Source organism: Ensifer sp. Root127 (genome assembly GCF_001425225.1).
Lineage (GTDB): Bacteria > Pseudomonadota > Alphaproteobacteria > Rhizobiales > Rhizobiaceae > Ensifer > Ensifer canadensis.
Map to the genome: position 1 here is coordinate 460,937 of NZ_LMDX01000023.1, position 23,053 is coordinate 483,989.

The following is a 23,053-nucleotide window of genomic DNA, read 5'->3' on the forward strand; positions in this document are numbered from 1 at the left end:
TCGACGCCCGCCCGACGCCCTCGGCGTTGGTGCTATTGATTTAGATCTATCCTGAGATCGGGAGAATGGTCAGAAGTTGGACGTCAGTCATTCGAATATCGGCATAATCAAGGGAGCGTACCTGCTTCTGCAGCCAGTCGGGCAAATTCGGAGCGCAGACGTGGCGTGGCGAAATCGACAAAGGCTCGAACCTTGGGCACGGACATGCGCCCCTGGGGTGCGAGCAAATGAACGGGCAGGGGTGGGTGCTCGGCGTCGGCGAGGACGATCTTCAGTCGCCCGTCTTTGACATGTTCAGCGACATGATAGGAATAGAGCCTGGCTACGCCTCTACCCGCGACGGCCGAAGCAGCGGCGGCCCGAACGCTGTTGACGATCAATCTCGGCGTGAAGTGAACCGTCCGCGGAATGGTCGAGTCTTCTGCCGGTGTGAAGTTCCAGGAATCGAGACCGAAATTGGTAAAGGCGATGATCTGGTGCTTTGTGAGGTCGGCTGGCACCTCGATGACGGGATGATTGGCGAGATAGCGGGGAGAAGCGACCACCACGCGCCTGACATCACCGCCCAATCGCGTGGAAATATGTGACGAATCCGCCAGATGGCCAATACGCAACGCAATGTCGACGCCTTCGTCCACCAGGTTGACGAACCGATCGAGCAGCAGCAGCCGGGCAGAAACAGCCGGGTGGACGTCGAGGAAATCATCCAGGATCGGACGCATAACCTCGTCCCCTATGATCGGCGGCACGGAAATGGTCAGCGTTCCACGCGGAGCCGCACGCTCACCGCCGGCGAGCATGTCGGCCTCCTCGAGATCGATCAGCACCCGCCGACAGGCAGTCGCGTAGCGTTGGCCGGCCTCGCTGAGCTTGAGTGTGCGGGTCGTGCGATGCAGCAGTTCGGCACCCACATGCGCTTCCAGGAAGCTCAGCGCGCGACTGACCGCCGTCGGGGAGCGCTTCAGCCGACGGGCAGCACCTGCGAGGCTGCCCTCGTCGATCGCGGTCACGAACACTTTCATTGCATCAATGCGATCCATTATTCTGCCGATCTCCGGTGTAGTGCTATCAGCAGGCAAGTATTCGCCCGAAACTGGCAATAGGTAAATATGCGAACCGAAGGCACCTTCGGTTCCTCTCGGTCGAGATCGATATCGGCGATCGTCGCCGGCTGTGCCGAAACGCGGCTCCAATCAGGTATGTTTCAAGGCTTGGCGCAGCGAGCCAAATCTGAGGCGATAATGCGCGGCGGTCAGGCCCGTTTCACGGTGGAACAGGCGGCTGAAGAAGCTTGCGTCCTCATAGCCTGTTTCGTTGGCGATCGCCTCGATCGTCAGGTCGGTTGTTTCCAGCATCTGCTTTGCTTCTTCGATACGAAGCGCGTGTGCGTAGGCCAGCGGCGTCATACCTGTCGCTTTGGTGAAGCGGCGGATGAACGAGCGTTCCGACAGCCCGGAAAGAGCCACCATTGCGGCGACGGGCGCGCGGGTCTTGTAGTTCAGCGCGAGCCACTTTTGGCAGGAGTTGATCACCGCGTCGACCGTCTGGCGGAGGCTCATGAGTGACGCAAATGGCTGCTGCCCCAGGTCATGCCATTGCAGCATGTAGACCTTGGCCACTTCCATCGCCTCCTTGAGGCCGACGAACCGCGCAATGAGGTAGAGAGCGAGATCCTGCCAGCTTGACCCGCCCCCCGCCATAACGATGCGCTGCGCCTCACCACTCAGGACCAGTGACCGATCCAGGCGCACCCTGACACCAGGGTAATTGTTGGAAAGGGTCGTGACATAGCCCCAGTGGATCGTCGCTTCGCAATTGATGAGCAGTCCCGCCTCGCCGAGCAGGACGGCACCGGAACAGGCACTGGCCAGCAACGCGCCATCCTCATGCGTTCGCCTTAGCCATCTTGCTTCAGGCTCATACAGCCCTGCGACGCTGTCGCCCGGATTGATGAAAAAATCCGGAATGCACACGATCTGCGGTGGAGGGCAGTCGCCGAATGCGAAGTCTGGTTTGACCCAAATGCCGTTGGCGGCGCGAAAACCACTGTGTGAACGGGCAACGACATAGGGGCGCATGCGCTGTTGTCCCGCTTCACCCTTGACGATGAACGGCCAGTCGCGGCCGGGAGATGAAAACAGATCGAACATGCCGAACAAGGCGGAGGCCGTGACTTCGGGCACCGCGAGAAGTGCTACATTGATAGGGCTGTCCTGATCAAGCATGGCAGAAATGACCGCCTTCCAGCATTTTCGACTTTAGTACCAAGCGTCGAACGCGACTAGGCTCTTTCAGCCAAGAGGAGGTCTCGACATGTCCCATGATGTGCTCCGCAGTGTACTGCGTGGCGAGCTGCTCGAGCCCGGAACTTCGGCTTATGACGCTGCTCGAGTGGTTTGGAACGGGCTGATCGATCGGCGGCCTGCCTTGATTGCCAGATGCCGCAATGCTGCCGACGTCATCGCAGCGGTAAACCATGCGCGGACGCATCGGCTCACCATCGCCGTTCGCAGCGGCGGGCACAATGTCGCCGGCTACGCCGTTTGCGATGATGGTCTGATGATCGATATGTCGCCCATGAATGCCGTCCACATCGCGCCTGGGCTCGACCGTGTGCTGATCGAAGGCGGGGCGACATGGGGCGATGTCGATGCGGCGACCACGCCTTTTCGGCGGGCCACGCCGGGCGGACTGATTTCGATGACAGGCGTGGCCGGGCTCACTCTTTCGGGCGGCATTGGCTGGTTGCGCGGCACCCATGGCCTGAGCTGCGACAATCTCATTGCTGCCGATGTGGTCACCGGTGATGGCAGGCTCATCCGCGCCAGCGAAGTCGAGAATATCGACTTGCTTTGGGCGCTAAAGGGCGGCGGCGGGAATTTTGGCATCGTCGTGAACTTCGAGCTTCGTCTTCACGAAATCGCCGATCCGGTGATGTTCTGCGCGCCTGCCTATCCGGAAGAGCACGCCGTCGACGTCATCCCACAGTGGCGCGACCATATGGCTTCAGCCCCTGACGAAGTCAGTGGTCTCGCCGAATTCTCCACCATACCGAGTGATCAGGCCTATCCGGAACAGACATGGGGCAGGCGAGTGATAACGCTTGCCACTGTTTATGACGGTCCCGCTGAAAAAGGGGAGCGCGTCATGCAGCCGTTGCGCGCTCTTGGTGAGCCGTTGCTCGATTTCAGTGGTCAGATGCCCTATCGCGAGCTCCAGTCCATTTATGACGGATTGTTCCCCAAGGGGCGTGACCGCTGCTACTGGAAATCGACCTACCTTTCGGGCCTTGGTGACGATGTCATCGGCGCGATCATCGAGCGCCTGATTAAACGACCCTCCGAGATGACCTACGCGTCGATCTGGAAATTTGGCGGAGCCATGCAGCGCGTTGCTTCCGATGCCACTGCCTTCGGCGATCGCAACATACCTTACATGTTGAGCCTTGATGCGATCTGGTCCGATCCGTCAGATGATGACGCGAACATCAGTTGGGTTCGCAATGCATGGCAGGACATGCAGCCACATTCCACGGGTCGCCTCTACCTGAATTTTCCCGGGCTCGGCGAGGGTGACAACCTGGTTCGCAATGCTCTCGGCGCTGAAACCTATTCGAGACTTCAGAAGATCAAACGCGTCTACGACCCGGAGAACATCTTCCACTTGAACCAGAACATTGCGCCGGACGTTCGATTGTCTTGACCAATGAGCGGTCGCGGCAGTCGGCAAGGGCTGCACTCTGCCGATGGGGCGGATCGACCTGTGGATCCAAGCGCGCGTCACGCCGGAGTGGTACGCCATTTAGATCGCGACGTTGTCCCGCTCTCTCCTGTTACCAGTGGAACATTCGAGCTGACGCCGATGAGGTAAATTTCATCCGCGGATCTGTGGAGGAGAAACGTGATGGCGACAGACATGACCATATCCGAGGTTTTGAGAGATCCGCTTATCAGGCAGGTTTTGCGCGCCGATGGTATCGCACCTGACGTGTTTTCTGCTGCTTTAAAGCAGGCGGCCGCAGGTTTGCGACGCAGTCCCAGATTGGCTCGCTCCTCGACTGAAGCCCAGAACGTATCCATATCGAGGTGAGCGAATTTCCGGAGTGGTCTAAGTGCCTCATCGTCCAAGGTAGTTTCGCGCCCAGCTGTTTAGCGAGGCGACAAGATCGTCTACGCGCGGCCGCCCACCGCGCGTTCTTATTAGACGTGCAAAGATCGCTGTAGGACTTTGAATTGCTGCATGTTTTTATCCTTAAATCGAAGGCGATTTAAGGATAAAAACATGCAGCACGATACGATGTTGCTTGCGATCGTCATGAATGGAAATTCGTTCTCCAGCACACCCTCGAACCGGTGCTACGACGCGGCTATTCGGATGGCGCCGTGGCCGTTGTCGAGCATCCAAGGCGCCACGCGCGGTTCCGAATCGGACAATTTCGGCAGCATGCTTCGAAGCCTACTTTCGTAACCGGGAGCATCCACACATGCACGCTGGAACACACCTTCGCGTTCATGCAAGATCTCTGAGGATGGTGGCAAGATTTCCCTCTAAGCCTTTCAATACGCGACAAAATTCTGTTTGCAGTGATGTGACCTGGGTCGTGTCATTTACTGCGGCAAAGCGTTGAGATCATCCCGATCACCTGCGTTTTCCAGCGCCGCAATTCACATCAAAAACCCATAAATGCAGGCGGTGCCACCCTCTGCCGGGCGATGTTAGCTTGCCTTCGGGAGGAAACCGAAGGAGCTGAACATGCCAAAATCTATCGTCAACGCCGTAGGCACCCCGCTTTTTTACAGTGGAGCATCTACTGCGTGGTTCTCTGCGACGGGATCGGGGCCTGTGCTTTACGGCACTGAGGCAAACGACTCGATCTGGGGCGATGGCTCCGTCGATGTCACCATGGCGGGCGGGAAGGGTGACGACATTTACTACCTCTATTCGGGCATCAACCGTGCCATGGAGACGGCTGGAGCTGGTGTTGATACCATCAACACCTGGATGAGCTATACCTTGCCTGAGAATTTCGAGAACCTGACGGTCACCGGCAGCGGCCGGCATGCTTTCGGCAACAACGCCGACAATATTATCTCGGGGGCTTCCGGTAGCCAGACGATCGACGGTGGCGGCGGCAACGACATTCTGGTCGGCGGCAGCGGTGCGGACATCTTCGTCGTCGGCCGAGGTGGCGGCAGCGATCTGATTGCCGACTTCGACAGTTCCGATACGGTCCGGCTGAATGGTTACGATCTCACAAGCTTCCAGCAGGTCACCAGCCTTGCGACACAGGAAGGCACGGATTTGAGGCTGAACCTCGGCGACGGCGAGAGCTTGCTGTTTGCTGACACGAGCGTGGCCGATCTCGCGCCGGAGCAATTTCAGCTTAGTCTCGATCGCTCAAACCTTGCGCTGAGTTTTGCCGACGAGTTTGACAGCCTCTCCCTTCATGATGGCGATCAGGGCGTATGGGATGCAAAGTTCTGGTGGGCGCCTGAAAAAGGCGGAACCTTGGCCAGCAACGGCGAACTGCAATGGTACATCAATCCTGACCATGCGGAGACCGCTGCCATCAATCCGTTTTCGGTCGAAGATGGCGTGCTGACGATCAAGGCAGAGCCGACGCCGGATGCACTGGAATCAGTGATCGATGGGTACGAATACACGTCCGGAATGCTGACGACGTACTCGACCTTTGCGCAGACCTACGGCTATTTCGAAATCAGAGCGGACATGCCGACCGAAACCGGCACTTGGCCGGCGTTCTGGCTGTTGCCGGCAGATGGCTCCTGGCCCCCCGAACTCGATGTTGTCGAGATGCGGGGGCAGCAACCGAACATTGTCAACGTAACCGTTCACAGCAACGAGACCGGCGAACAGACAAGCGAGACGACCGCAGTCAAGGTCGCCAGTACCGAAGGGTTTCACACCTACGGCGTGCTATGGGAAGAGGATGAAATCGTCTGGTATTACGACGACGTCGCCGTGGCGCGTGCCGATACGCCCGCCGACATGCACGACCCCATGTACATGGTGGTCAATCTGGCGGTGGGAGGGGCAGCGGGGGAACCGAACGCAGACTTCGGCGACGGAGCAGAAATGCAGATCGACTATATTCATGCCTATGCTCTGGATGAAGTGCAGTCGGCGACTGGCGAAGCGCAGCCGATGGACGACTGGTTATCCTGATTCTTCACTTGGGCGCGCGCCGACCAATGCTCAGCCCGCGCCTCCTTGAGCGGTTGGACAGTGCCGACATCCGTCCGAAGTTGCCCCGCGTCGAACAGTCCGGCGATTGCGCGCAGTGCCTTGGCTCGCTTCTCGTCGGGATGCGCCGTCGGCGACACAAGGATGCCCACCGGGCCGGCAATCTCTGGTAGCGGTTTAGCGCCAATGAACACCAGATCGGACTGACGGGTGAACGAGCGCCGCGCGCTTTGAATGTTTGCGCCCTGACAAAGACTGGTGCCTCATGGCCCGCTAGCTTCCCGATTGTCGCCAGCGGCGCCATCGCCGCGCGGCATTGTAACGGTTCATTGGATCAGGGAAACAACGATATGGGATCTTTTAGTGTCTGGCATTGGGTGATCGTGCTGGCAGTCGTGTTGCTGTTGTTCGGGCGCGGCAAGATCCCGGAGTTGATGGGCGACGTCGCCAAGGGCATTCGCAGCTTCAAGAACGGCTTGAGCGACGAGACCGCAGCGCCCGCCGAGAAGCGGATAGAAACGGGATCGGGAGAGTAATCGGTCGCGCCGAGCCCACGACCAATCAGCCTGAGCATGCCGATCGTCAACCGGCTCGCTCAGGCAGTCGGTCGGGGGGAAGCCTCACGACCTGCTGGAGCAATTGATCGATTTTCTTCCGGCAAATTCAAACGAGCGTGGCGTGATCGATCAGACGCGGATGCTGCCGACGAAGTCAGCGATGTTGGCATCGTGTGTCGGCACCATGGCCGCGTGGATCAACGCATCTGCCAATGCGCGTCTCCCTAGGGTGAGGCGGTCGGGGCTGAGATCCACGACGCGCCGGATCGGCCATGGTGAAAGCCGTTCGACAACGGCACGCCGGGATAGGCGATAGCCAGCCGTTCGAGCCCCTCTGTGGCCGAGATCCGCCCGGTTGCAACGTCCTCATAGATACGGGCGACCGTCACCATGTCGCAGTCCTGCGGCGACAGCCGGATTCGGCTGACGCCGACGGCCGCCAGTTCGGCAAGCTCCTGCAACAGGCTCTGGCAGGTGTGCGACAGGGTCTGGACCCCATTGAGCGTGAGGAACGGCTGGCGATCGAGCGTCTCGACAATGAGGCCGTCGCTGTCTTCGCCGCAGATGAACTGACAATTGTCCTTCACCAGGCCTTTGGAGCGGGCGTGAGCACAGCGCGCCGAGATTGCGAGCGGCACGCGGCCAAAGCCGAAGATTTCGAACGCGACATCAGGCGCATCGCGAACGATGTCGCTGACCGACGCCATGGGCAACTCCGGCGGCAAACAAATGCTGGTCGCGCCGCGTGTTGCCAGCAGCCGGGCCGTAGCACCGTTGTAAACATTGATCAAAGGCCCGACCGAATGCGGTTTGCCGGCAAGGAGCCCGAGCGCAGACAAATCGTTGGCCTCGATCGGGTGGATGCTGTCGCGCACCAGACCGCGCACGAGTTGGCTCTCGCGCTCCAGGGTGACGAGAGCAAGCGAGGCAAGGCTAACCTTCTTGCCGGCGCCTTCCAGCCGTTCGATTACTTCCGCGACATGCGGCTCGATGAAATGCAGGCGCTTCGAGCAGACCGCCTCGCCGAGGGTGACATGATCAACCGGGGCTTCGTCGGCTATACGGAAATAGAAGTCGCGCCATTTGGGTCCATCCCAGAGATAGAGCACCGGACCAAGGCTGAGCGAGGGGTGGGTTGTTGCGGACATGTCGTTACCTCCACCGCTTTTCATAGGCGCCCGACGTCGTCTTCTGTCCTTCGCTGAGCCGCCTAAGTCGTGACAACAAGGCGGGCCTTTCGGCCGCATCGGCAGCGACGGCACGGCGCATGATGGAAACCACCTCGGCGACATAGGCCTTGCCGCGCTGACGTCCCTCGATCTTCAGTGCTCCAACACCGGCATCGCGCAGGGCGTCGATGTGGTCCATGACGTCGAGAGAAACCGGATCCTCGAAGGCGTAACCACGCTCCTCGGCGATGTCGAAACGTCCCTTGCAGAGCGTGGGATAGCCGGCAGCCTCGCCGGCCGGAAAGCGGTTGATGGTGTAGTCCCCCAGCTCCGACACCAGTTCGCTGCCATCTTCGCGGTAACGAACGTGGCTTGCCGGAGAGCAGACGCCGTTCATGTTGGGCGATTTTCCGGTGGCGTAGGACGAAAGCGAGCAGCGCCCCTCCGCCATGACGCAAAGCCCGCCGAAAACAAAGACCTCGATCTCGCAGCTGATCTGCCGTGCAAGGCGGGCAATATCCGGAATGGTCAGAATACGCGGAAGCACGACGCGCTTCGCTCCGAAGGTTTCGACCAGGAATTTGACGGCATCGGCGTTCGAGGCGGAAGCCTGGACCGAGACGTGTAGCCGCTGCTGAGGGTGGCGCTCGGCGGTGTAGGCCATCAATCCGAAGTCGGCGAGGATCACGGCATCGGCCCCCAGACGCACGGCATCGTCGACGGCGTCATGCCAGAGCTTTTCGTGGCCAGCCCGCATGAAGGTGTTGATGGCAACGAAGGTCATCACCTTGTGCCGGCGCGCATAGGCGATCGCCGTCTTCAGCTCGTCGCGCGAAAAGTTCAGGCCGGGAAAGTTGCGTGCATTGGTCTCGTCGCGAAAACCGCAATAGACCGCATCGGCACCGGCATCGACGGCCTCGCGAAAGGCAGCCGGCGTGCCTGCCGGACAGATCAGCTCCATCTGGCTGCCTCCCCTGACAATGCGCGTGTCCTGATCTCAGATGCCGCGCGCCGAACCAAGGGCGCGAACGGTCCGCTCATGCGGGCGATATCTGCGGGCAGGTCGATATTGCAGTCGTCGAGCGCGTTGCGCAGCGCCAACATGGCTTCCATGTCGCCCGTTATCGTCAGGCTTCTGGAAAAGAACACGGCATCGCCGTCGATCTGGCCCTCGAGCAACGCCAGAAGCAGCACGAACTTGCCGCCCATGCAGGCGTCAGCGGCCGGCAGATGGGCAGCGCGGTGAACAGAGATGCGCCGGGCGGCCGGCTCGACCAGAAAGCTTACCGGAAGGTCCGTCGGGATGAACGCATAGCGTTTGTCGGCGTGCTCCCCGAGCCGGTCAAAAAGATCCGGATGCTGCTCGACGACCTGGGCAAAGACGAGCCGCGCGGCGTGTTCTAAGAGGGGGATTGGCACGATCCGCAACGGCGCGGTCATCGCAAAGGGTAAGGTCATGGGCTGCCTGCATGAAAACGGAGCAAAGAATGGCCGCATGCTAGTCGGCGCGTCGCCGCCGCTGTTTGTCCCACGTCAAAGACATCGGGCATTTGCCGCCCGTAAGAGGCGGTATGAACAAGAGCTTCCGTCCCGCCAAGGGTTTCGTCTCGCTTCAGGATTTTGCCTGCGCACTGGAGCGTGAGGGGGAGCTGAAGCGTATCTCCCGTCCCGTGTCGCTGGTGCACGAGGTGACGGAGATCCACCGGCGCATTCTGGCGGATCATGGCCCGGCTTTGCTCTTCGAGCGGCCGGTCGATGCGTCTGGACGCATCCACAACATCCCGCTCTTGGCCAATCTCTTTGGCACCGAGCGTCGGATCGAACGTGGTTTCGGCCTGCAGAACGGCGGACTGACCGCGCTTGCGCGAGACCTGGCAGAGCTGCGGGACCCGCGGGCGCCGGGGTCGCTGCGCGACGCCTGGGACCGGCTGCCGCTGTTGCGCTCGGCGCTCTTCATGCGGCCGAAACATGTGACATCAGCACCGTGCCAAGACATCGTCTGGCGCGGTACGGACATCGACCTTGCTCGATTGCCGATCCAATGGTGCTGGCCGGGCGAACCCGCACCGCTGATCACCTGGCCACTGGTGATCACCCGCGCACCGGACGATCCGCGTGATGTCAATGTCGGCATCTATCGTATGCAGGTGCTTGGCCGGGATCGAGTGATCCTGCGCTGGCTTGCCCATCGCGGCGGCGCGCGACACCATCGCCTGTGGCAGCGCCAGGGGCGCGACATGCCGGTTGCCGTAGCAATCGGCGCCGATCCTGCGACGATCCTCGCTTCGGTCATGCCGCTGCCGGAGGGGCTGAGCGAGCTCAACTTTGCCGGATTGCTGCGGCGCAGCCGAACGCAATTAGTCGCCGCCACATCGGTGCCGCTGGCCGTGCCGGCAAATGCCGAGATCGTGCTTGAGGGAACGGTGTCGGCAACCGAGACCGCCGACGAGGGCCCCTATGGTGACCATACCGGCTACTACAATTCGGTCGAGCCGTTTCCGGTCATGACGCTTTCTGCCATCACCACGCGCCGTGCCCCCTATTACCTCTCCACCTACACCGGCCGCCCGCCAGACGAGCCTTCGCGGCTCGGAGAGGCGATGAACACATTGTTCATTCCGCTCGCCAAGAAGCAGTTCCCCGAGATCACCGATCTCTGGCTGCCGCCGGAAGCCTGTTCGTATCGCGCCATGGTGGTCGCGATCGACAAGCGTTATCCTGGACAGGCGAAACGCCTGATGATGGGTCTGTGGTCGATGCTGCCGCAGTTCAGCTACACCAAGCTGATCATCGCGGTCGATCCGGATATCAATGTCCGCCACTGGCCCGACGTCATGTGGGCGCTGGCGACCCGCTTCGATGCCAGCCGCGATGTCACCATCATTGCCGACACCCCGATCGACTATCTCGATTTTGCGTCGCCGCGCTCCGGTCTCGGCGGCAAGCTCGGGCTGGATGCCACCACCAAGATCGGTTCCGAGACCGATCGGGAATGGGGGCGAGTGCTCGACATGACGCCGGATGTCGTCCGCCAGGTGGATGCCATCTGGGCCGATCTTGGGCTTGAAAGGAAAGCATCATGAGCAGGCACCGAATTGTCGTTGGCATCACCGGTGCGTCGGGCGCTGCCATTCCGTTGCGCATTGCCGAGCGGCTTGCACAGATCGAGGAGGTGGAGATGCATCTGGTGCTATCGCCGTCGGCCCATCGCACACTTGCCCATGAGGTTGGCGGACATGCGCTGTTGCGGTTGCTGGAGAAGGCGGACCGGACCTATGAGCATGACGACATCGGCGCTGCGATCGCCAGCGGGTCGTTTCCGACCGCCGGCATGATCGTCGCGCCCTGTTCGATGCGCACGCTTGCCGCGATCGCCAACGGGCTTGCCGACAATCTCATCGTTCGCGCCGCGGACGTGCACCTGAAGGAACGCCGTCGTCTCGTGCTGATGGCGCGCGAAACGCCGCTGCATCTCGGCCACTTGCGCAACATGTGTGCGGTGACAGAAATGGGAGCGATCGTCATGCCGCCGGTGCCGGCGTTCTACCATCGGCCTGATAGCGTCGAGGCAATCATCGATCATCTCGCCGCAAGGGCGATCGATCTTCTCGCGCTGCCGATCGGCCCGCTTGCAAGGGCATGGCAGGGAGAGGTTCAGTCGAAAGGCAACGCCTGCAACAGCGGATCTGCCCCGAACATAACGTAGTGGCCACCGGCGAGCAGCCAGAACGTGATCGCCGCGGTCGCGAAGGCTGACAGGATCATCACCGGATCGAGGCGCAGGCGCGCCTGACCTTTCAATATCGCGCCAAAGGGCCAAATCGAGGTGCCTTGCTGGGCAATCGACCAATTGTCCGCCAGGCGGCGGCGCGCACGCTTTTCCACCATGAGGAAACCGCCGAGCGCAAACAGCGCGAAGCCGCCGAAGAGCACTAGGGAGCGCAGATCGCCATTGGCGACGACATGGCCAAGAGCCCACAGAAGGAAGCCACAAAGCACCGGGTGACGTGTGACGCTGACGATCGCTCCCTTCCGATCGTTGCTCTGGTAAATGGAGATCGACAACGGGTTCTCACTGAACAGGCCGGCGAGAACGAGGAAGAGCCCGAGTGGCGCAAGGACGAATGTCGTCCACGCCTGCCAAGGGGCCGGCTCCCAGAGCGGGATAAAATCGAGCGCAAGCGCTGCCTGAAAAACCCAGATGAGTGCGACGATCGACAGCAGCGAATAGACGGTGAAATAGGTCCGCCGCCCCAATAGTGTGATCAGCCGCTGACGCAGCGTCGGCAATGCCGGTACCATATGAAGGGCAAGGAAAACTGCGAATGCCGCGAGAAAATTGGACATCACTGGGCCTCAGATCCTCTCAGTGAGGAGCAAACGTTCTGTCGCGATATGGCGCCGGACGGTTTCGAAAAAGGCGCGCAGCATGTAGCCGATCGCCTCCCAGCTGTGCGGGCAGCGCGCGTGAAGCAGTTCATGGAGGACGCGGGCGACTTGCTCGGCCAGTTTTCCGTCATGCCGGTGCTCGTCGCGCAAACGCTCGATCAGCCTCTGTCCGTCGTTGGGGCTTCTTGCCGCCATGATGGCTGGAAACAGGATCTGATCCTCAAGCCTGTGCACGGCCAGCAGCGTCGATGGCAACTTCTCTGCAATCTCGCTGCAAGCGGCCGCATCGAGGCGGCGCGGCAGGGAGTCGGCAATCGCCTCGAGGCGATCACACAATCCGAGTAGGCTCTGATAGCCTTCTTCCAAGGCAGTCCGTCCGGGCATGGGCAGCTCCGTCAGCGAGATTTGTCATCCCTCAAACGTCTAGGCGCAATCGAAAGGGCGATCTTTGACATTTCGCAAACTGGATGGTGACCGCCTGGTGAGGAGACATCCGCGACATGGCTATTGCGACGGGTCGAGGAAGAGCACGACGGCGATCGCGACGGAAAACAGGATAGCCGACAGCGTTGCCGCACGCTGCAGGACCCCCATGCGATAGAGAAGGATGGCGAACCCGACAATGATCGGGGTTGCGACGGAAAGGCCGATTTGAGCATCTGTCATCGAAAAACTCCTGGAATGATCCTGCTGCTATCAGCCCAGTTGCCAGGCCTCTTTGCGTAATCGCAAAGACAGGTCATCCCCGCCTGCCTAGGTGTCGGCCGGTTCCGGCAAAGGAGTTGGCGCATGGACGGACGGGCACTCCCGGTTCAAGACGCAGACGAGAACGCATCCGCGGATGACCTTCTGCTTTGGGTGCTGGTGTGGAGCGAGTTGGCCGCCTTCGGCATCCTGCTCGTAGGTTTTCTCGTGGTCGGTGTCATCCAGGCGGACGCGTTTGCCGCCGCCCGTTCACATCTCAACCCGTTGCTCGCAGGTATCAATACGCTCGTTCTTCTGACCAGCGGCTGGCAGGCGGCTCTGGCGACGCGTCCGGCAGCTTCGACGCCGACGCGCCGGCGCGCGCTCGTTCTTGCCGCGCTCTTCGGTTTCGCCTTCGTGGCCATCAAGCTGTTCGAATATTCGACCGAAGTCGCCGTCGCCGGGTTGCCGAAGTTCGGCGCCTTCTTCGAGCTCTATTTCCTCATCACTGGCTTCCACCTGCTGCATGTCGCCTTCGGCAGCGTGATTCTGCTGTTGGTCGCCTGGCGCCCAAGCCCGGGAAACATCGCTCTGATCACCACGCTCTGGCACGTCATCGACCTTGTCTGGATCGTGATGTTCCCGATCATCTATCTCGCGTGACGCCATGACCCATCACAATGCGCGCCGACTTCGCAATACCTTTGCCGTGCTGATCGCGATCGTGCTTTCGGGCATGGCCATCATGACGATTTGCGGCGGCACGGCTTTCGTGATCGCGGCCCTGCTGGTGCTGGCGGTGATCAAATGCCGGCTTGTTGCCCTCGATTTCATGGGCCTTGGTCAGGCGCCGGCTGGCCTGCGGTTTGGCCTCTTGGCCTGGCCGATGATGCTTGCGCTTCTGGCCCTGGCCAAGCTTGCGATGGACGTGGTGCTATCCGCTTGAAACCACTCTCTGTCTTGTTTGCCAAAACGCAAAGAAGGCCCTTCGGAAATCCCTAGACATGGGTCGCGCCCCGACAGTTCGTCGGTGCCGCACGTCGCGGCGCCAAGCGGGGAGGGGATCAGATAAGCCGGCCACGGTGTTTGCGGCCGGCCGAAGTCGAAAGGATGACGTGATGGCAGAACGCCTCACCAAGACCGGGGCCCGAAACGTCTTTTACGGCGGGTCCTTTTTCTTTTTTGCAATCTTTGTCGGGCTTACCGCCCACAGTCACTACTACATGCGGACTGTTTCGACCGATGAGTCGACCCTGACGGACGCCGTCGCCCGCGGCAAGCACGTCTGGGAAAAGAACGCCTGTATCAACTGCCACACGCTTCTCGGTGAAGGCGCCTATTTCGCGCCCGAGCTCGGCAATGTCTGGAAACGCTGGGGCGGCGAGACCGATCCGGAAGGTGCGCGCGAGACGATGAAGGCCTGGATGGCGGCCCAGCCGAGCGGCATCGAAGGGCGCCGCCAGATGCCGCAGTTCAACCTGACCGAACAGGAACTCAACGACCTCGCCGATTTCCTGGAGTGGACGAGCCGCATCAAGACCCAGAACTGGCCGCCGAACGAGGCCGGCTAAGCGTTGCGATTGGAGTGTGAAATCATGAAATACCAGACCCAGAAGGTCGCAATGCTCTACTTCTACGGAGCAATCGGCCTGTTCCTCGCCCAGGTGCTGTTCGGCGTCCTTGCCGGCACCATCTACGTCCTTCCCAATACCTTGTCCGAACTGTTGCCTTTCAACATCGTTCGCATGGTGCACACCAACGCGCTCATCGTCTGGCTGCTGATGGGCTTCATGGGGGCCACCTATTATCTCCTGCCGGAAGAGGCGGAGACCGAGCTTTACAGCACGAAGATCGCAATCGCGCAGTTCTGGATCTTCCTGATCGCGGCTGCGATTGCCGTCGTCGGCTATCTCCTGCACATCCACGAAGGCCGAGAGTTTCTCGAACAACCCTTCGCGATCAAGGTCGGCATCGTCATCGTCGCTCTGATGTTCCTCTATAACATCACGCTGACGGTCCTTAAGGGCCGCAAGACGACCGTCACCAACATCCTGATCTTCGGGCTCTGGGGTGTGGCGATCTTCTTCCTCTTTGCCTTCTACAATCCGATCAATCTCGCGCTCGACAAGATGTACTGGTGGTACGTGGTTCATCTCTGGGTCGAAGGCGTCTGGGAACTGATCATGGCTTCGGTGCTCGCCTTCCTGATGATCAAGCTCAACGGCATCGACCGGGAAGTCGTCGAAAAGTGGCTCTATGTCATCGTCGGCCTGGCACTGTTTTCAGGCATCCTCGGCACTGGCCACCACTACTACTGGATCGGCGCGCCGGGCTACTGGCAGTGGATCGGTTCGCTGTTCTCGACGCTCGAGGTCGCACCGTTCTTCACCATGGTGATCTTCACCTTCGTGATGACCTGGAAGGCCGGTCGCAAGCATCCGAACAGGGCAGCGCTGCTGTGGTCGATCGGCTGCTCGGTGATGGCCTTCTTCGGCGCCGGCGTCTGGGGCTTCCTGCACACGCTGTCGTCGGTGAACTACTACACCCACGGCACACAGGTGACCGCCGCTCACGGGCACCTCGCCTTCTTCGGTGCCTATGTCATGCTCAACCTTGCGGTCATGGCCTATGCGATCCCCGAAATCCGCGGGCGGGCGCCCTATAACCAGATGCTTTCGATGGTCAGCTTCTGGATCATGTGCACGGCCATGTCCGTGATGACCTTCGCGCTCACCTTCGCCGGTGTGCTGCAGGCCCATCTGCAGCGCGTGCTCGGTGAAAGCTACATGGACGTCCAGGACCAGCTCGCGCTGTTCTACTGGATCCGCCTTGGCTCCGGCGTCTTCGTGCTGATCTCGGCACTGATGTTCGTCTGGGCAATCCTCGTCCCCGGCCGGGAACGCAGCAAGACGCTGAGCGCATCGATGCAGCCCGCAGAATGAATGAACGTGCCGGTCCGGGTTACCCGGACCGGCCAATCTCCTTCCTCCTTTTTTACGGAGTCATGCCATGAGCATTGTTCAACCAAGCCTGGTACCGGTATCGATCGACATTCCGGCCTATAGCCCCTCCGGCAATGAATGCGCGCTGTTCGAGAATGCCTGGGTCCGGCAATTGCCGCTTCTGCTCAAGGGGCCGACCGGTTGCGGCAAGACGCGTTTCGTCAGCCATATGGCAGCAAAGCTCGGCCTGCCGCTTTCCACCGTCTCCTGCCATGACGATCTGGCCGCAGCGGATCTGACCGGACGCTACCTGTTGAAGGGCGGAGATACGATCTGGGTCGATGGCCCCCTGACGCGCGCCGTGCGTGAAGGCGGGATCTGCTACCTCGACGAGATCGTCGAGGCACGCAAGGATGTCACCGTCGTGCTGCATCCGCTGACAGACGACCGCCGCATGTTGCCGCTGGAGCGGACCGGCGAGCTGCTCGAAGCGCCTTCAGCGTTCATGCTGGTCGTCTCCTACAATCCCGGCTACCAGAACCTGCTCAAGAGCCTGAAGCCGAGCACCCGACAGCGCTTCGTCGCGATCGAGTTCGATTTCCTGCCACGCAACCAGGAGATCGAAGTGGTCTCGCGCGAGAGCGGACTGGCCGCAAGCCAGGTCGCGCCACTCGTCAACCTCGCTCAGCGCCTGCGCGCACTCAAAGGGCATGATCTCGAGGAGGGCGTCTCGACGCGGCTGCTTGTCTATTGCGCCTGCCTGATCGATGCCGGAATGCCGATCAGGGACGCGGTGCGCGCTGCGATGATCGAGCCGCTGACCGACGAGCCGGACGTGCGGGCAGCCCTTCTCGAAGTCGCCGCCTCCTTGATCGCCTGAGGACAGGCCCATGCTGGATTTCCTAGAACTCGAAGAAACCGTCGGGCGCGCCTGGCACCGGTTCATTGGCAACACCGGCACCTGGCGACGTTATCCCGAACAGGCTGTCAAACTGGCCGACATGATGCCGATGCTGGCGATCAGCTTTCGGGGACACGGCGGCGAGACCGCGGTCCAGATCGTTCCCGCACGCGGCCGCACCTCTGGCCACCGTCTGAAGTGGCGACAGAAAATGGGTCTCGGCGAGGAAAAGCTCGTTCAGCCTGGCCGGGATCACGCCTCGTTGATGCTGCCGGGCGAGATCGACATCTTTCCCGACCGGAAACTCAACATTGACCTCTATCTCTGGCTGGTCGCCTATATGGCGACCATGCCGCTTGCCCCGCGTGATGAGGCCGACCCGTTACAGGCCGACCTTACGTATCTGTCGCGGGCGCAGGAAACCGTGGCGGAGGTCTTTCAGCGATTTCCGGGCATGCGCCATAAATACTGCCGCCTGGCTGAAGCCGTTCTCGTCGAGCGCCAGCGCGGTTCACTCCCGTCGGTAGAGCAGCATGTCGAAAACCGTGTCCTGCGGCTGTTGCGCAAGGCGGCCGGACAGCCGGATACGACTTTGCCGGTAATCTTCCCGCATCGCGCGCCGCCGGGATATTTGCCGCTGCTGCCGGTGCCGCTGTGGCCCGATACCTTGCTGCGACCCGAGACCATTACCGAACGCGATGACGATGTGGCGGCAACAGGTGCCGCCTCCAGCCAGATCGCCGAGACCGAACGGCACGTGGCCGTCAGGGAAAACCCGGAGAACCGCAAGGGCGATCGTAGCCCCTTCATCCTCAACCGCTTCGAAAAAATTCTGGCGATGGCCGAGATGGTCAATGTCGACCGGCCGTCCGACGACAGCGACGAACACGACAACAAGGCCGCACAGGATCTTGACGAGATGACGCTCGGCGAGCGGAAGGGCCGCCCGTCTGCGCGTTTCCGCTTTGATCTCGACCTGCCGCCGGAAGCCGTCGACCCGACACCGCTGACATCAGAACTGACCTATCCCGAATGGAACTACAGGACGTCGAGCTATCTGAAAGACCATTGCCGGGTGCTGGCCAGCCCAGCCTCGGGCATGGAGGACCGGGCTGAACTCACACCGGAAACCAGGAGCCTGATCCGGCGGGTACGGCGCCAGTTCGAAGTGCTGCGTCCGCGCAACGAGATCCTGCGCGCGCAGATCGACGGCGCCGATCTCGATCTCGATGCCGTGGTGCGGGCTCGCACCGATCTGGCGGCCGGCGGGCAGGGGAGCGATCGCATCCATCTGATGAGCCGCCCGCAGGTTCACGACCTCGCCGTCACCATCCTGGTCGACGTCTCGCTTTCAACCGATGCCTGGTCCGACAATCGCCGGGTGCTGGACGTCGAAAAGGAGGCGCTGCTCATTCTCGCCCATGGCCTTTCGGCCTGCGGCGACAATCATTCGATCCTCACTTTCACCTCGCGGCGGCGCGACTGGGTGAAAGTGGAAAGCGTCAAAGCTTTCGACGAGCCGATGGGCCCGCTGGTCGAATCCCGTATCGCCGCATTGAAGCCGGGATATTACACCCGCATCGGTGCGGCTATCCGCCATGCCACATCAGAGCTCCAGAGGCAGCCCAACCGCAAGAAGCTGCTTTTGGTCCTGACCGACGGCAAGCCGAACGACGTCGATCACTATGAGGGACGCTTCGCGCTGGAGGACAGCCGCAGGGCGGTGATGGAAGCGCGCCGCAGCGGCATCAGCGCTTTTGCCGTCACCGTCGACCGCGAGGCGAGGTCCTATGTGCCTGCCATGTTCGGCCAGAACGGTTATGCGCTGGTCGGCAATATCACCCGGCTGCCGGCGGCATTGCCGGCGATCTACCGAAGCCTGGCGGGATAGAACGGTCAGGTACAACACGAAAAGGCCCGGTCTCGACCGGGCCTTTTCGTGTTTGTGGTCAACCGAGGTTCAGGCCGCCTTGCTGTGCGTGCGTTGCGCGTCGTCGATATAGGCATCGAATGCTGCGGCCACGGCGCGGATCACGAAGCGATGATCCTGGCTTACCGTTATGACGCCGTCGGCGATATCCAGCACGCCGTCATTGGCCATCGTCGTCAGCCGTGCATTGCCACCGAGAAGGACCTTCGGGTCGCGTCCGTGTGCGGTGGCGATTGCCTTGATGTCGACCGTGAAGTCGCACATCAGTCTCTCGATGATCGCGGCACGCAGGCGATCCTCATCGGTCAAACGATAGCCTTTGGTCGTTGCCAGCCGTCCAGACGCGATGTGGCTTGCATAAAGTCCTGGGGGAACCTCGTTCTGCACGTAGCCGGCTTGTGACCGGCCGATTGCCGAGGCGCCGAAGCCTATCAGCGTTTCACAATTGTCCGTAGTATAGCCCTGAAAATTCCGCCGAAGCGTGCCGGAGGATTGCGCGAGCACGAGATCGTCGTCGGGCAGGGCGAAGTGGTCGAGCCCGATCTGGCGGTAACCCGCTTCACAGAGCGCCTCGCTGATGGCGAGCGCCTGATCGGTGCGCGCCGAAGCGTCGGGCAGCACGTTCTCGTCGATCATGCGCTGGTGTTTCTTGAACGACGGCACATGCGCGTAGCCGAAGACGGCAAATCGCTCCGGCCGCATCGCCACTGCCGCCTGGACCGTCTCGACGCAGGAGCGAACCGTCTGGTGCGGCAATCCATAGATCAGGTCGAAATTGATTCCGGTGACACCGGCTTTGCGAAGATGCGCCACTGCATCCGCCGTCTGCTGTTCTGTCTGAATGCGGTTGATCGCCTTCTGGACGACCGGGTCAAAGCTCTGCACGCCGAGGCTGGCGCGTCCAACGCCCCCCTCGCCAAGCGCTTGCGCCATGGCTGCGGTCAGGCGTCGGGGATCGATTTCGACAGCCACGCCTGTCTTTTGACCAAACAGGTAGCGTTCGCGCAGGAGGGCCATCAGGGAAAGGAACTCTTCCGGCTCGATGATCGTCGGCGTCCCGCCGCCGAAATGGACCTCGCCGATTGGCAGCGGCGCGGACACATGATCGGCCACCATGCCGATCTCCTGCCTCAGCACGTTGAGGTAATCGAGGATCGGTTCGTCCTGCCGGGTAATCGTGGTGTGGCAACCGCAATACCAGCACATCGATCGACAGAAGGGGATGTGCAGATAAAGAGACACATCGCGATCCGCGGGAACCGCGCCGAGCCAATCGGCGTAGGTCTTGCGATTGACATCGGCGGAAAAGCGCGGTGCGGTCGGGTAGCTGGTGTAACGCGGCAAGCGCATCTCGGCATATTTCAAAAGGGCGGTGGACTGCATGGCGGTTCCTATCGGCTTGTCGAAACAATCGACCCGTTTCTAGGCCTCGTGCCCCCGTCGTTCTTTGCGAAATGCCAAGTAACCGAGCATGAAGGCGCAAAGCGGGATTTGTTTGCGCTTCGACAAAATGTCGCGTTGCCGTCGGCATTAGCCTTTGCAAATCCGGGCCGTTTGCGCCGGCGTTTCCCGGAAACCGAGGCAACAACGGCGCCCTGAACGGACTGAGATGACCACTGCAGAAACAGAAACCAAGCCCTTCATCGACGTGCGCACCATCCCGCCGGTGGAGCGCCATCCGAAGATCTTCGGCATGCTCAATGCGCTGGCCGAGGGCGGCTCCTTCATCATCGTCAACGACCATGATCCGCGTCCGCTGCACTATCAGCTGGAAAGCCGCTACCCCGGCGAATTCACCTGGGATTACCTCGAACAGGGACCGGATGTCTGGCGGGTCGAAATCGGCCGGCAACAGGCCTCCGGCTGCGATTGCTGCTGCGGCAGCAGCAGCGGCCACTGATACGAGTGTCCCGGTTAGGGCGTTTCCAGTTTAGGCAGAGCCGCAGGAACGCTCTATCTCTTTGTGTTTACGCATTTCCGGCCGGAAAACCGCTTCGCACTTTTCCTGGAAATGCACTCTTCTGGATGAACCGCGATGTTCGGAGCCACGCTTTCCCGCTGGACGATGTCCTATTTCGCGGCCGCGCTGATCTTTCTTGCCACCAGCGAGATCATGATGGTCCTCGGCTTCGGATATCCGGTTTCCTCCATCGAGGCACCTGAGACGCTGGCGCTCGTCCATACCATTGCGCTCGGATGGCTCAGCCTGCTGATGGCGGGGGCACTGCTGCAGTTCGTGCCTGTTCTCGTTGGTCGGCCGCTTTCGTTTCCCAACCTGGCTTTTCCAGCTCTGGCGCTGCTGGTTGTCGGCATAACCAGCCTGGTGCTTGGTTTTGCCAGCCTCGCAGGCGCCGTCAGCCTTTCACCGCTCCTTCTGCCGTTCGGGGCGACTGTGACGATCGCCGGTTTCGGCCTGCTCATCATCATCTTTGCATCGACGCTTTGGCAGGCGCGACCGCTGCCCTTGCCCGCGCGGTTTGTCGCCGTTGGTCTTGGCTCGCTGGTCATGACCTTCATTCTCGGTGGCATCTACGCATTCGTCCTTGCCGGACTTGCCGATGCGCCGGCCGCGATCGATCTGACGCTCGAAGGTGTTTCGCTCCATGCCACGTTGGGGCTGGGCGGCTGGCTGAGTTTTACGACCATGGGGGTCAGCTACCGTCTTTTGACCATGTTCATGCTGTCGCCGGACCGCGAACGGCATAGCAGCAGGATCGTCTGGGCGCTGGGTGCTGTTGCCCTCGGAATGATCGTCTGCATTGTGCCGATGATCCTTTCCGGTTCGGACGGGCGGACGATCCTGCTCGTCGGTGCGGCGCTCGCCGGTGTGATCGCCATTGGAATTTACATGGCGGACATCGTGCGGATCTACCGCGAGCGCAAACGCAAGCTCATCGAATTGAACAGCCGCGCCGGCATCGGCGCTTTCGTGGCGCTGATTGTCGCGACCGTATTCCTTGTAGCTTCGGTCTTGAGCGGCCGCATCGAAGAAGGCGTCGGTCCGCTCGTCTATCTCGTCACTTTTGGCTGGCTGACGGGCATGGGGCTGGCACAGCTCTACAAGATCGTTCCCTTCATCACCTGGCTCGAATGTTACGGCGCGCTGCTTGGACGCATGCCGACGCCGCGCGTTCAGGATCTGGTCGTCGAAACGCGTGCGGCGTTCTGGTTTCGCCTCTACTATCTCACCGTGATCGTTGCCTCGACAGCGCTCTATTTCGACAACGCATTGCTGTTTCGGGCGAGCAGCCTTGGCCAGTTGATTGCGGTCAATGCGTTGCTTTGGGAATTCGTGGCAACACGAAGGCTCAGCAACGTGCCCGGCAATCTTCAGCTTCCTGGCGGCTTCGCCCGTCCGCATCTCTTCTTCCCATCGTTTCAGTCACGGAGACAACCATGATCAAAGACCCCTACGAACTCGACGTCCGGCCGCTTCTCAAAAGCGGTAGCGATCCGTTCCAGGCCATCATGCGCGCCGTCGACGGTCTGGCACCCGGACAACCGCTCAAACTGATTGCAACGTTCAGGCCGGTGCCGCTTTTCAGCATCATGGCCGGCCGCGGCTTTGCCCACCAGGACCAGCCGCTCGGCAACGGTGACTGGGAGGTTCTATTCACGCCGGAGGAACAGGTCGACGAGATCAGGGTCTCCGCCGGCGACACGGATCTGGACGCCTGGCCGGATCCCGCGCGCCAGCTCGACCTGACGGATCTGGACCCGCCCGAGCCGATGGTTCGCATCCTCGCCGTGGTGGAAAAGATGCAGGCCGGCGAGGTGCTTTTCGCACTTCTCGCGCGTGAACCGTTGTTTCTCTATCCCGAACTTGCCATGCGCGGCCACAAATGGGCCGGGAACTTCGACGCGGCGGGCGAGACCTATCGCATCCTGATCCGCGTCGGTGGACACAAGGGGCACGAAAATGCAGCCGACTGAACGCGAAGAGCTGGTCGAAAGCATACGCAGCGCCCTGCGGATGATTGTCGATCCGGAAATGGGGTCCAATGTCGTGGATCTCGGTTTGATCTACGACATTGCTGTCCAGGATGGCGGCATCGTCCGCGTAACGATGACCACGACGATAAAGGCCTGCCCCGCCACGGCCTTTCTCAAGGAAGCCGTGCAGAACTGCGTCTGGTACGTTCCCGGCGTCGAATATGCCGAAGTGCGGCTGACCTACGAGCCGCCATGGACCCCGGAAATGATGCGCGAGGCATCTGCCAGGTATTAGGTCGTGGACGTGTAAACTTGCAGGCATGTAGCGTGCTGGTGCGCACTGT

General features: G+C 61.0%; 24 protein-coding genes. 15 read left to right on the forward strand and 9 right to left on the reverse strand.

What is annotated here, in order from left to right; all coding sequences use genetic code 11:
* Positions 1 to 107: 107 nt before the first annotated feature.
* Both ASD03_RS24320 and ASD03_RS24325 read right to left on the reverse strand, forming a co-directional pair.
* On the reverse strand, positions 108 to 1,040 hold the full coding sequence (locus ASD03_RS24320; protein ID WP_057207206.1) for a LysR family transcriptional regulator: 933 nt from the start codon (positions 1,038 to 1,040) through the stop codon (positions 108 to 110).
* Positions 1,041 to 1,193: 153 nt separating this feature from the next.
* Positions 1,194 to 2,225, reverse strand: a complete 1,032-nt coding sequence (locus tag ASD03_RS24325; protein WP_057207207.1) for a helix-turn-helix domain-containing protein — start codon at positions 2,223 to 2,225, stop codon at positions 1,194 to 1,196.
* 88 nt (positions 2,226 to 2,313) lie between these two features.
* On the opposite strand from ASD03_RS24325, the gene ASD03_RS24330 reads away from it, so the two are divergent.
* From ASD03_RS24330 to ASD03_RS24350, 3 genes are all read left to right on the forward strand, one after another.
* Positions 2,314 to 3,702 (forward strand): FAD-binding oxidoreductase, encoded by a 1,389-nt coding sequence (locus tag ASD03_RS24330; protein WP_057216991.1) that lies wholly within the window; start codon positions 2,314 to 2,316, stop codon positions 3,700 to 3,702.
* A gap of 1,050 nt (positions 3,703 to 4,752) precedes the next feature.
* Entirely contained in the window at positions 4,753 to 6,186 is a 1,434-nt protein-coding gene (locus tag ASD03_RS24345) for a family 16 glycosylhydrolase (protein WP_057216997.1), read from the forward strand.
* A 368-nt stretch (positions 6,187 to 6,554) separates the two neighbouring features.
* Positions 6,555 to 6,740, forward strand: coding sequence for a twin-arginine translocase TatA/TatE family subunit (locus ASD03_RS24350; RefSeq protein WP_025430220.1), 186 nt, complete (start codon positions 6,555 to 6,557; stop codon positions 6,738 to 6,740).
* 245 nt (positions 6,741 to 6,985) lie between these two features.
* Here the strand turns inward: ASD03_RS24350 and ASD03_RS24355 are convergent, their stop codons facing one another.
* The 3 genes from ASD03_RS24355 to ASD03_RS24365 are packed head-to-tail and all read right to left on the reverse strand — an operon-like array spanning position 6,986 to position 9,388.
* A complete protein-coding gene (locus tag ASD03_RS24355; protein ID WP_057216999.1) occupies positions 6,986 to 7,909 on the reverse strand; it encodes a U32 family peptidase in 924 nt (307 codons plus the stop codon).
* A 4-nt stretch (positions 7,910 to 7,913) separates the two neighbouring features.
* Positions 7,914 to 8,891, reverse strand: coding sequence for a peptidase U32 family protein (locus ASD03_RS24360; protein WP_057217002.1), 978 nt, complete (start codon positions 8,889 to 8,891; stop codon positions 7,914 to 7,916).
* Positions 8,882 to 9,388, reverse strand: coding sequence for an SCP2 sterol-binding domain-containing protein (locus ASD03_RS24365; protein ID WP_057217004.1), 507 nt, complete (start codon positions 9,386 to 9,388; stop codon positions 8,882 to 8,884). Before ASD03_RS24365 ends, ASD03_RS24360 begins: the two co-directional genes overlap by 10 nt.
* A gap of 113 nt (positions 9,389 to 9,501) precedes the next feature.
* Between ASD03_RS24365 and ASD03_RS24370 the strand changes: the two genes are divergently transcribed.
* Together ASD03_RS24370 and ASD03_RS24375 are read left to right on the forward strand one after the other, a co-directional pair.
* A complete protein-coding gene (locus tag ASD03_RS24370; RefSeq protein ID WP_057217006.1) occupies positions 9,502 to 11,013 on the forward strand; it encodes a UbiD family decarboxylase in 1,512 nt (503 codons plus the stop codon).
* Positions 11,010 to 11,636, forward strand: a complete 627-nt coding sequence (locus tag ASD03_RS24375) for a UbiX family flavin prenyltransferase (RefSeq protein WP_057217008.1) — start codon at positions 11,010 to 11,012, stop codon at positions 11,634 to 11,636. Before ASD03_RS24370 ends, ASD03_RS24375 begins: the two co-directional genes overlap by 4 nt.
* On the opposite strand, the gene ASD03_RS24380 is transcribed toward ASD03_RS24375, so the two are convergent.
* From ASD03_RS24380 to ASD03_RS40050, 3 genes are all read right to left on the reverse strand, one after another.
* A complete protein-coding gene (locus ASD03_RS24380; RefSeq protein ID WP_057217010.1) occupies positions 11,585 to 12,277 on the reverse strand; it encodes an NnrU family protein in 693 nt (230 codons plus the stop codon). The genes ASD03_RS24375 and ASD03_RS24380 overlap by 52 nt on opposite strands.
* A 9-nt stretch (positions 12,278 to 12,286) precedes the next feature.
* Positions 12,287 to 12,703, reverse strand: a complete 417-nt coding sequence (locus ASD03_RS24385) for a hemerythrin domain-containing protein (RefSeq protein WP_057217012.1) — start codon at positions 12,701 to 12,703, stop codon at positions 12,287 to 12,289.
* Between the two features lie 120 nt (positions 12,704 to 12,823).
* Positions 12,824 to 12,985 carry a hypothetical protein gene (locus ASD03_RS40050; RefSeq protein WP_164474911.1) on the reverse strand — a complete coding sequence of 54 codons (162 nt, stop codon included), beginning with the start codon at positions 12,983 to 12,985 and terminating at the stop codon, positions 12,824 to 12,826.
* Between the two features lie 123 nt (positions 12,986 to 13,108).
* Between ASD03_RS40050 and ASD03_RS24390 the strand changes: the two genes are divergently transcribed.
* The 6 genes from ASD03_RS24390 to ASD03_RS24415 all read left to right on the forward strand — a co-directional run bounded on the left by ASD03_RS24390 (position 13,109) and on the right by ASD03_RS24415 (position 18,737).
* Positions 13,109 to 13,666, forward strand: coding sequence for a cytochrome c oxidase subunit 3 (locus tag ASD03_RS24390; protein WP_025430212.1), 558 nt, complete (start codon positions 13,109 to 13,111; stop codon positions 13,664 to 13,666).
* Positions 13,667 to 13,670: 4 nt separating this feature from the next.
* Positions 13,671 to 13,949: a cytochrome C oxidase subunit IV family protein gene (locus ASD03_RS24395; protein WP_057217014.1), complete on the forward strand. Its 279-nt coding sequence runs from the start codon at positions 13,671 to 13,673 to the stop codon at positions 13,947 to 13,949.
* A 172-nt stretch (positions 13,950 to 14,121) separates the two neighbouring features.
* The gene (locus ASD03_RS24400) at positions 14,122 to 14,574 is read left to right on the forward strand and encodes a cytochrome c (RefSeq protein ID WP_025430210.1); all 453 of its coding nucleotides are present in this window, start codon (positions 14,122 to 14,124) and stop codon (positions 14,572 to 14,574) included.
* A gap of 24 nt (positions 14,575 to 14,598) precedes the next feature.
* The gene (locus ASD03_RS24405) at positions 14,599 to 15,945 is read left to right on the forward strand and encodes a nitric-oxide reductase large subunit (RefSeq protein WP_025430209.1); all 1,347 of its coding nucleotides are present in this window, start codon (positions 14,599 to 14,601) and stop codon (positions 15,943 to 15,945) included.
* 67 nt (positions 15,946 to 16,012) lie between these two features.
* Positions 16,013 to 16,825: a CbbQ/NirQ/NorQ/GpvN family protein gene (locus tag ASD03_RS24410; RefSeq protein WP_025430208.1), complete on the forward strand. Its 813-nt coding sequence runs from the start codon at positions 16,013 to 16,015 to the stop codon at positions 16,823 to 16,825.
* A 10-nt stretch (positions 16,826 to 16,835) separates the two neighbouring features.
* Positions 16,836 to 18,737, forward strand: coding sequence for a nitric oxide reductase activation protein NorD (locus tag ASD03_RS24415; RefSeq protein ID WP_057217016.1), 1,902 nt, complete (start codon positions 16,836 to 16,838; stop codon positions 18,735 to 18,737).
* Between the two features lie 69 nt (positions 18,738 to 18,806).
* On the opposite strand, the gene hemN is transcribed toward ASD03_RS24415, so the two are convergent.
* On the reverse strand, positions 18,807 to 20,159 hold the full coding sequence (gene hemN / locus ASD03_RS24420) for an oxygen-independent coproporphyrinogen III oxidase (protein ID WP_057217018.1): 1,353 nt from the start codon (positions 20,157 to 20,159) through the stop codon (positions 18,807 to 18,809).
* Between the two features lie 226 nt (positions 20,160 to 20,385).
* Here hemN and ASD03_RS24425 point away from each other — a divergent pair, with 226 nt between their 5' ends.
* From ASD03_RS24425 to ASD03_RS24440, 4 genes are all read left to right on the forward strand, one after another.
* Complete coding sequence (locus tag ASD03_RS24425) at positions 20,386 to 20,676, forward strand: DUF2249 domain-containing protein (protein WP_025430205.1); 291 nt, start codon at positions 20,386 to 20,388, stop codon at positions 20,674 to 20,676.
* Between the two features lie 135 nt (positions 20,677 to 20,811).
* Positions 20,812 to 22,176, forward strand: coding sequence for a hypothetical protein (locus tag ASD03_RS24430; RefSeq protein ID WP_057217020.1), 1,365 nt, complete (start codon positions 20,812 to 20,814; stop codon positions 22,174 to 22,176).
* Entirely contained in the window at positions 22,173 to 22,709 is a 537-nt protein-coding gene (locus ASD03_RS24435; protein ID WP_057217021.1) for a DUF2249 domain-containing protein, read from the forward strand. The genes ASD03_RS24430 and ASD03_RS24435 overlap by 4 nt, the downstream gene beginning before the upstream one ends.
* Entirely contained in the window at positions 22,696 to 23,004 is a 309-nt protein-coding gene (locus ASD03_RS24440; protein ID WP_025430202.1) for a metal-sulfur cluster assembly factor, read from the forward strand. Before ASD03_RS24435 ends, ASD03_RS24440 begins: the two co-directional genes overlap by 14 nt.
* Positions 23,005 to 23,053: the final 49 nt, after the last annotated feature.

Excerpts from the sequence above, each read along its gene's own strand:
- ASD03_RS24360 (WP_057217002.1), bottom strand. The coding sequence starts at position 8,891 with ATGGAGCTGATCTGTCCGGCAGGCACGCCGGCTGCCTTTCGCGAGGCC.
- ASD03_RS24405 (WP_025430209.1), top strand. The coding sequence starts at position 14,599 with ATGAAATACCAGACCCAGAAGGTCGCAATGCTCTACTTCTACGGAGCA.
- ASD03_RS24365 (WP_057217004.1), bottom strand. The coding sequence starts at position 9,388 with ATGACCTTACCCTTTGCGATGACCGCGCCGTTGCGGATCGTGCCAATC.
- ASD03_RS24325 (WP_057207207.1), bottom strand. The coding sequence starts at position 2,225 with ATGCTTGATCAGGACAGCCCTATCAATGTAGCACTTCTCGCGGTGCCC.
- ASD03_RS24370 (WP_057217006.1), top strand. The coding sequence starts at position 9,502 with ATGAACAAGAGCTTCCGTCCCGCCAAGGGTTTCGTCTCGCTTCAGGAT.
- ASD03_RS24375 (WP_057217008.1), top strand. The coding sequence starts at position 11,010 with ATGAGCAGGCACCGAATTGTCGTTGGCATCACCGGTGCGTCGGGCGCT.
- ASD03_RS24320 (WP_057207206.1), bottom strand. The coding sequence starts at position 1,040 with ATGGATCGCATTGATGCAATGAAAGTGTTCGTGACCGCGATCGACGAG.
- ASD03_RS24435 (WP_057217021.1), top strand. The coding sequence starts at position 22,173 with ATGATCAAAGACCCCTACGAACTCGACGTCCGGCCGCTTCTCAAAAGC.
- ASD03_RS24400 (WP_025430210.1), top strand. The coding sequence starts at position 14,122 with ATGGCAGAACGCCTCACCAAGACCGGGGCCCGAAACGTCTTTTACGGC.
- ASD03_RS24350 (WP_025430220.1), top strand. The coding sequence starts at position 6,555 with ATGGGATCTTTTAGTGTCTGGCATTGGGTGATCGTGCTGGCAGTCGTG.
- ASD03_RS40050 (WP_164474911.1), bottom strand. The coding sequence starts at position 12,985 with ATGACAGATGCTCAAATCGGCCTTTCCGTCGCAACCCCGATCATTGTC.
- ASD03_RS24330 (WP_057216991.1), top strand. The coding sequence starts at position 2,314 with ATGTCCCATGATGTGCTCCGCAGTGTACTGCGTGGCGAGCTGCTCGAG.
- ASD03_RS24355 (WP_057216999.1), bottom strand. The coding sequence starts at position 7,909 with ATGTCCGCAACAACCCACCCCTCGCTCAGCCTTGGTCCGGTGCTCTAT.
- ASD03_RS24415 (WP_057217016.1), top strand. The coding sequence starts at position 16,836 with ATGCTGGATTTCCTAGAACTCGAAGAAACCGTCGGGCGCGCCTGGCAC.
- ASD03_RS24390 (WP_025430212.1), top strand. The coding sequence starts at position 13,109 with ATGGACGGACGGGCACTCCCGGTTCAAGACGCAGACGAGAACGCATCC.
- ASD03_RS24385 (WP_057217012.1), bottom strand. The coding sequence starts at position 12,703 with ATGCCCGGACGGACTGCCTTGGAAGAAGGCTATCAGAGCCTACTCGGA.
- ASD03_RS24380 (WP_057217010.1), bottom strand. The coding sequence starts at position 12,277 with ATGTCCAATTTTCTCGCGGCATTCGCAGTTTTCCTTGCCCTTCATATG.
- hemN (WP_057217018.1), bottom strand. The coding sequence starts at position 20,159 with ATGCAGTCCACCGCCCTTTTGAAATATGCCGAGATGCGCTTGCCGCGT.
- ASD03_RS24395 (WP_057217014.1), top strand. The coding sequence starts at position 13,671 with ATGACCCATCACAATGCGCGCCGACTTCGCAATACCTTTGCCGTGCTG.
- ASD03_RS24345 (WP_057216997.1), top strand. The coding sequence starts at position 4,753 with ATGCCAAAATCTATCGTCAACGCCGTAGGCACCCCGCTTTTTTACAGT.
- ASD03_RS24430 (WP_057217020.1), top strand. The coding sequence starts at position 20,812 with ATGTTCGGAGCCACGCTTTCCCGCTGGACGATGTCCTATTTCGCGGCC.
- ASD03_RS24440 (WP_025430202.1), top strand. The coding sequence starts at position 22,696 with ATGCAGCCGACTGAACGCGAAGAGCTGGTCGAAAGCATACGCAGCGCC.
- ASD03_RS24425 (WP_025430205.1), top strand. The coding sequence starts at position 20,386 with ATGACCACTGCAGAAACAGAAACCAAGCCCTTCATCGACGTGCGCACC.
- ASD03_RS24410 (WP_025430208.1), top strand. The coding sequence starts at position 16,013 with ATGAGCATTGTTCAACCAAGCCTGGTACCGGTATCGATCGACATTCCG.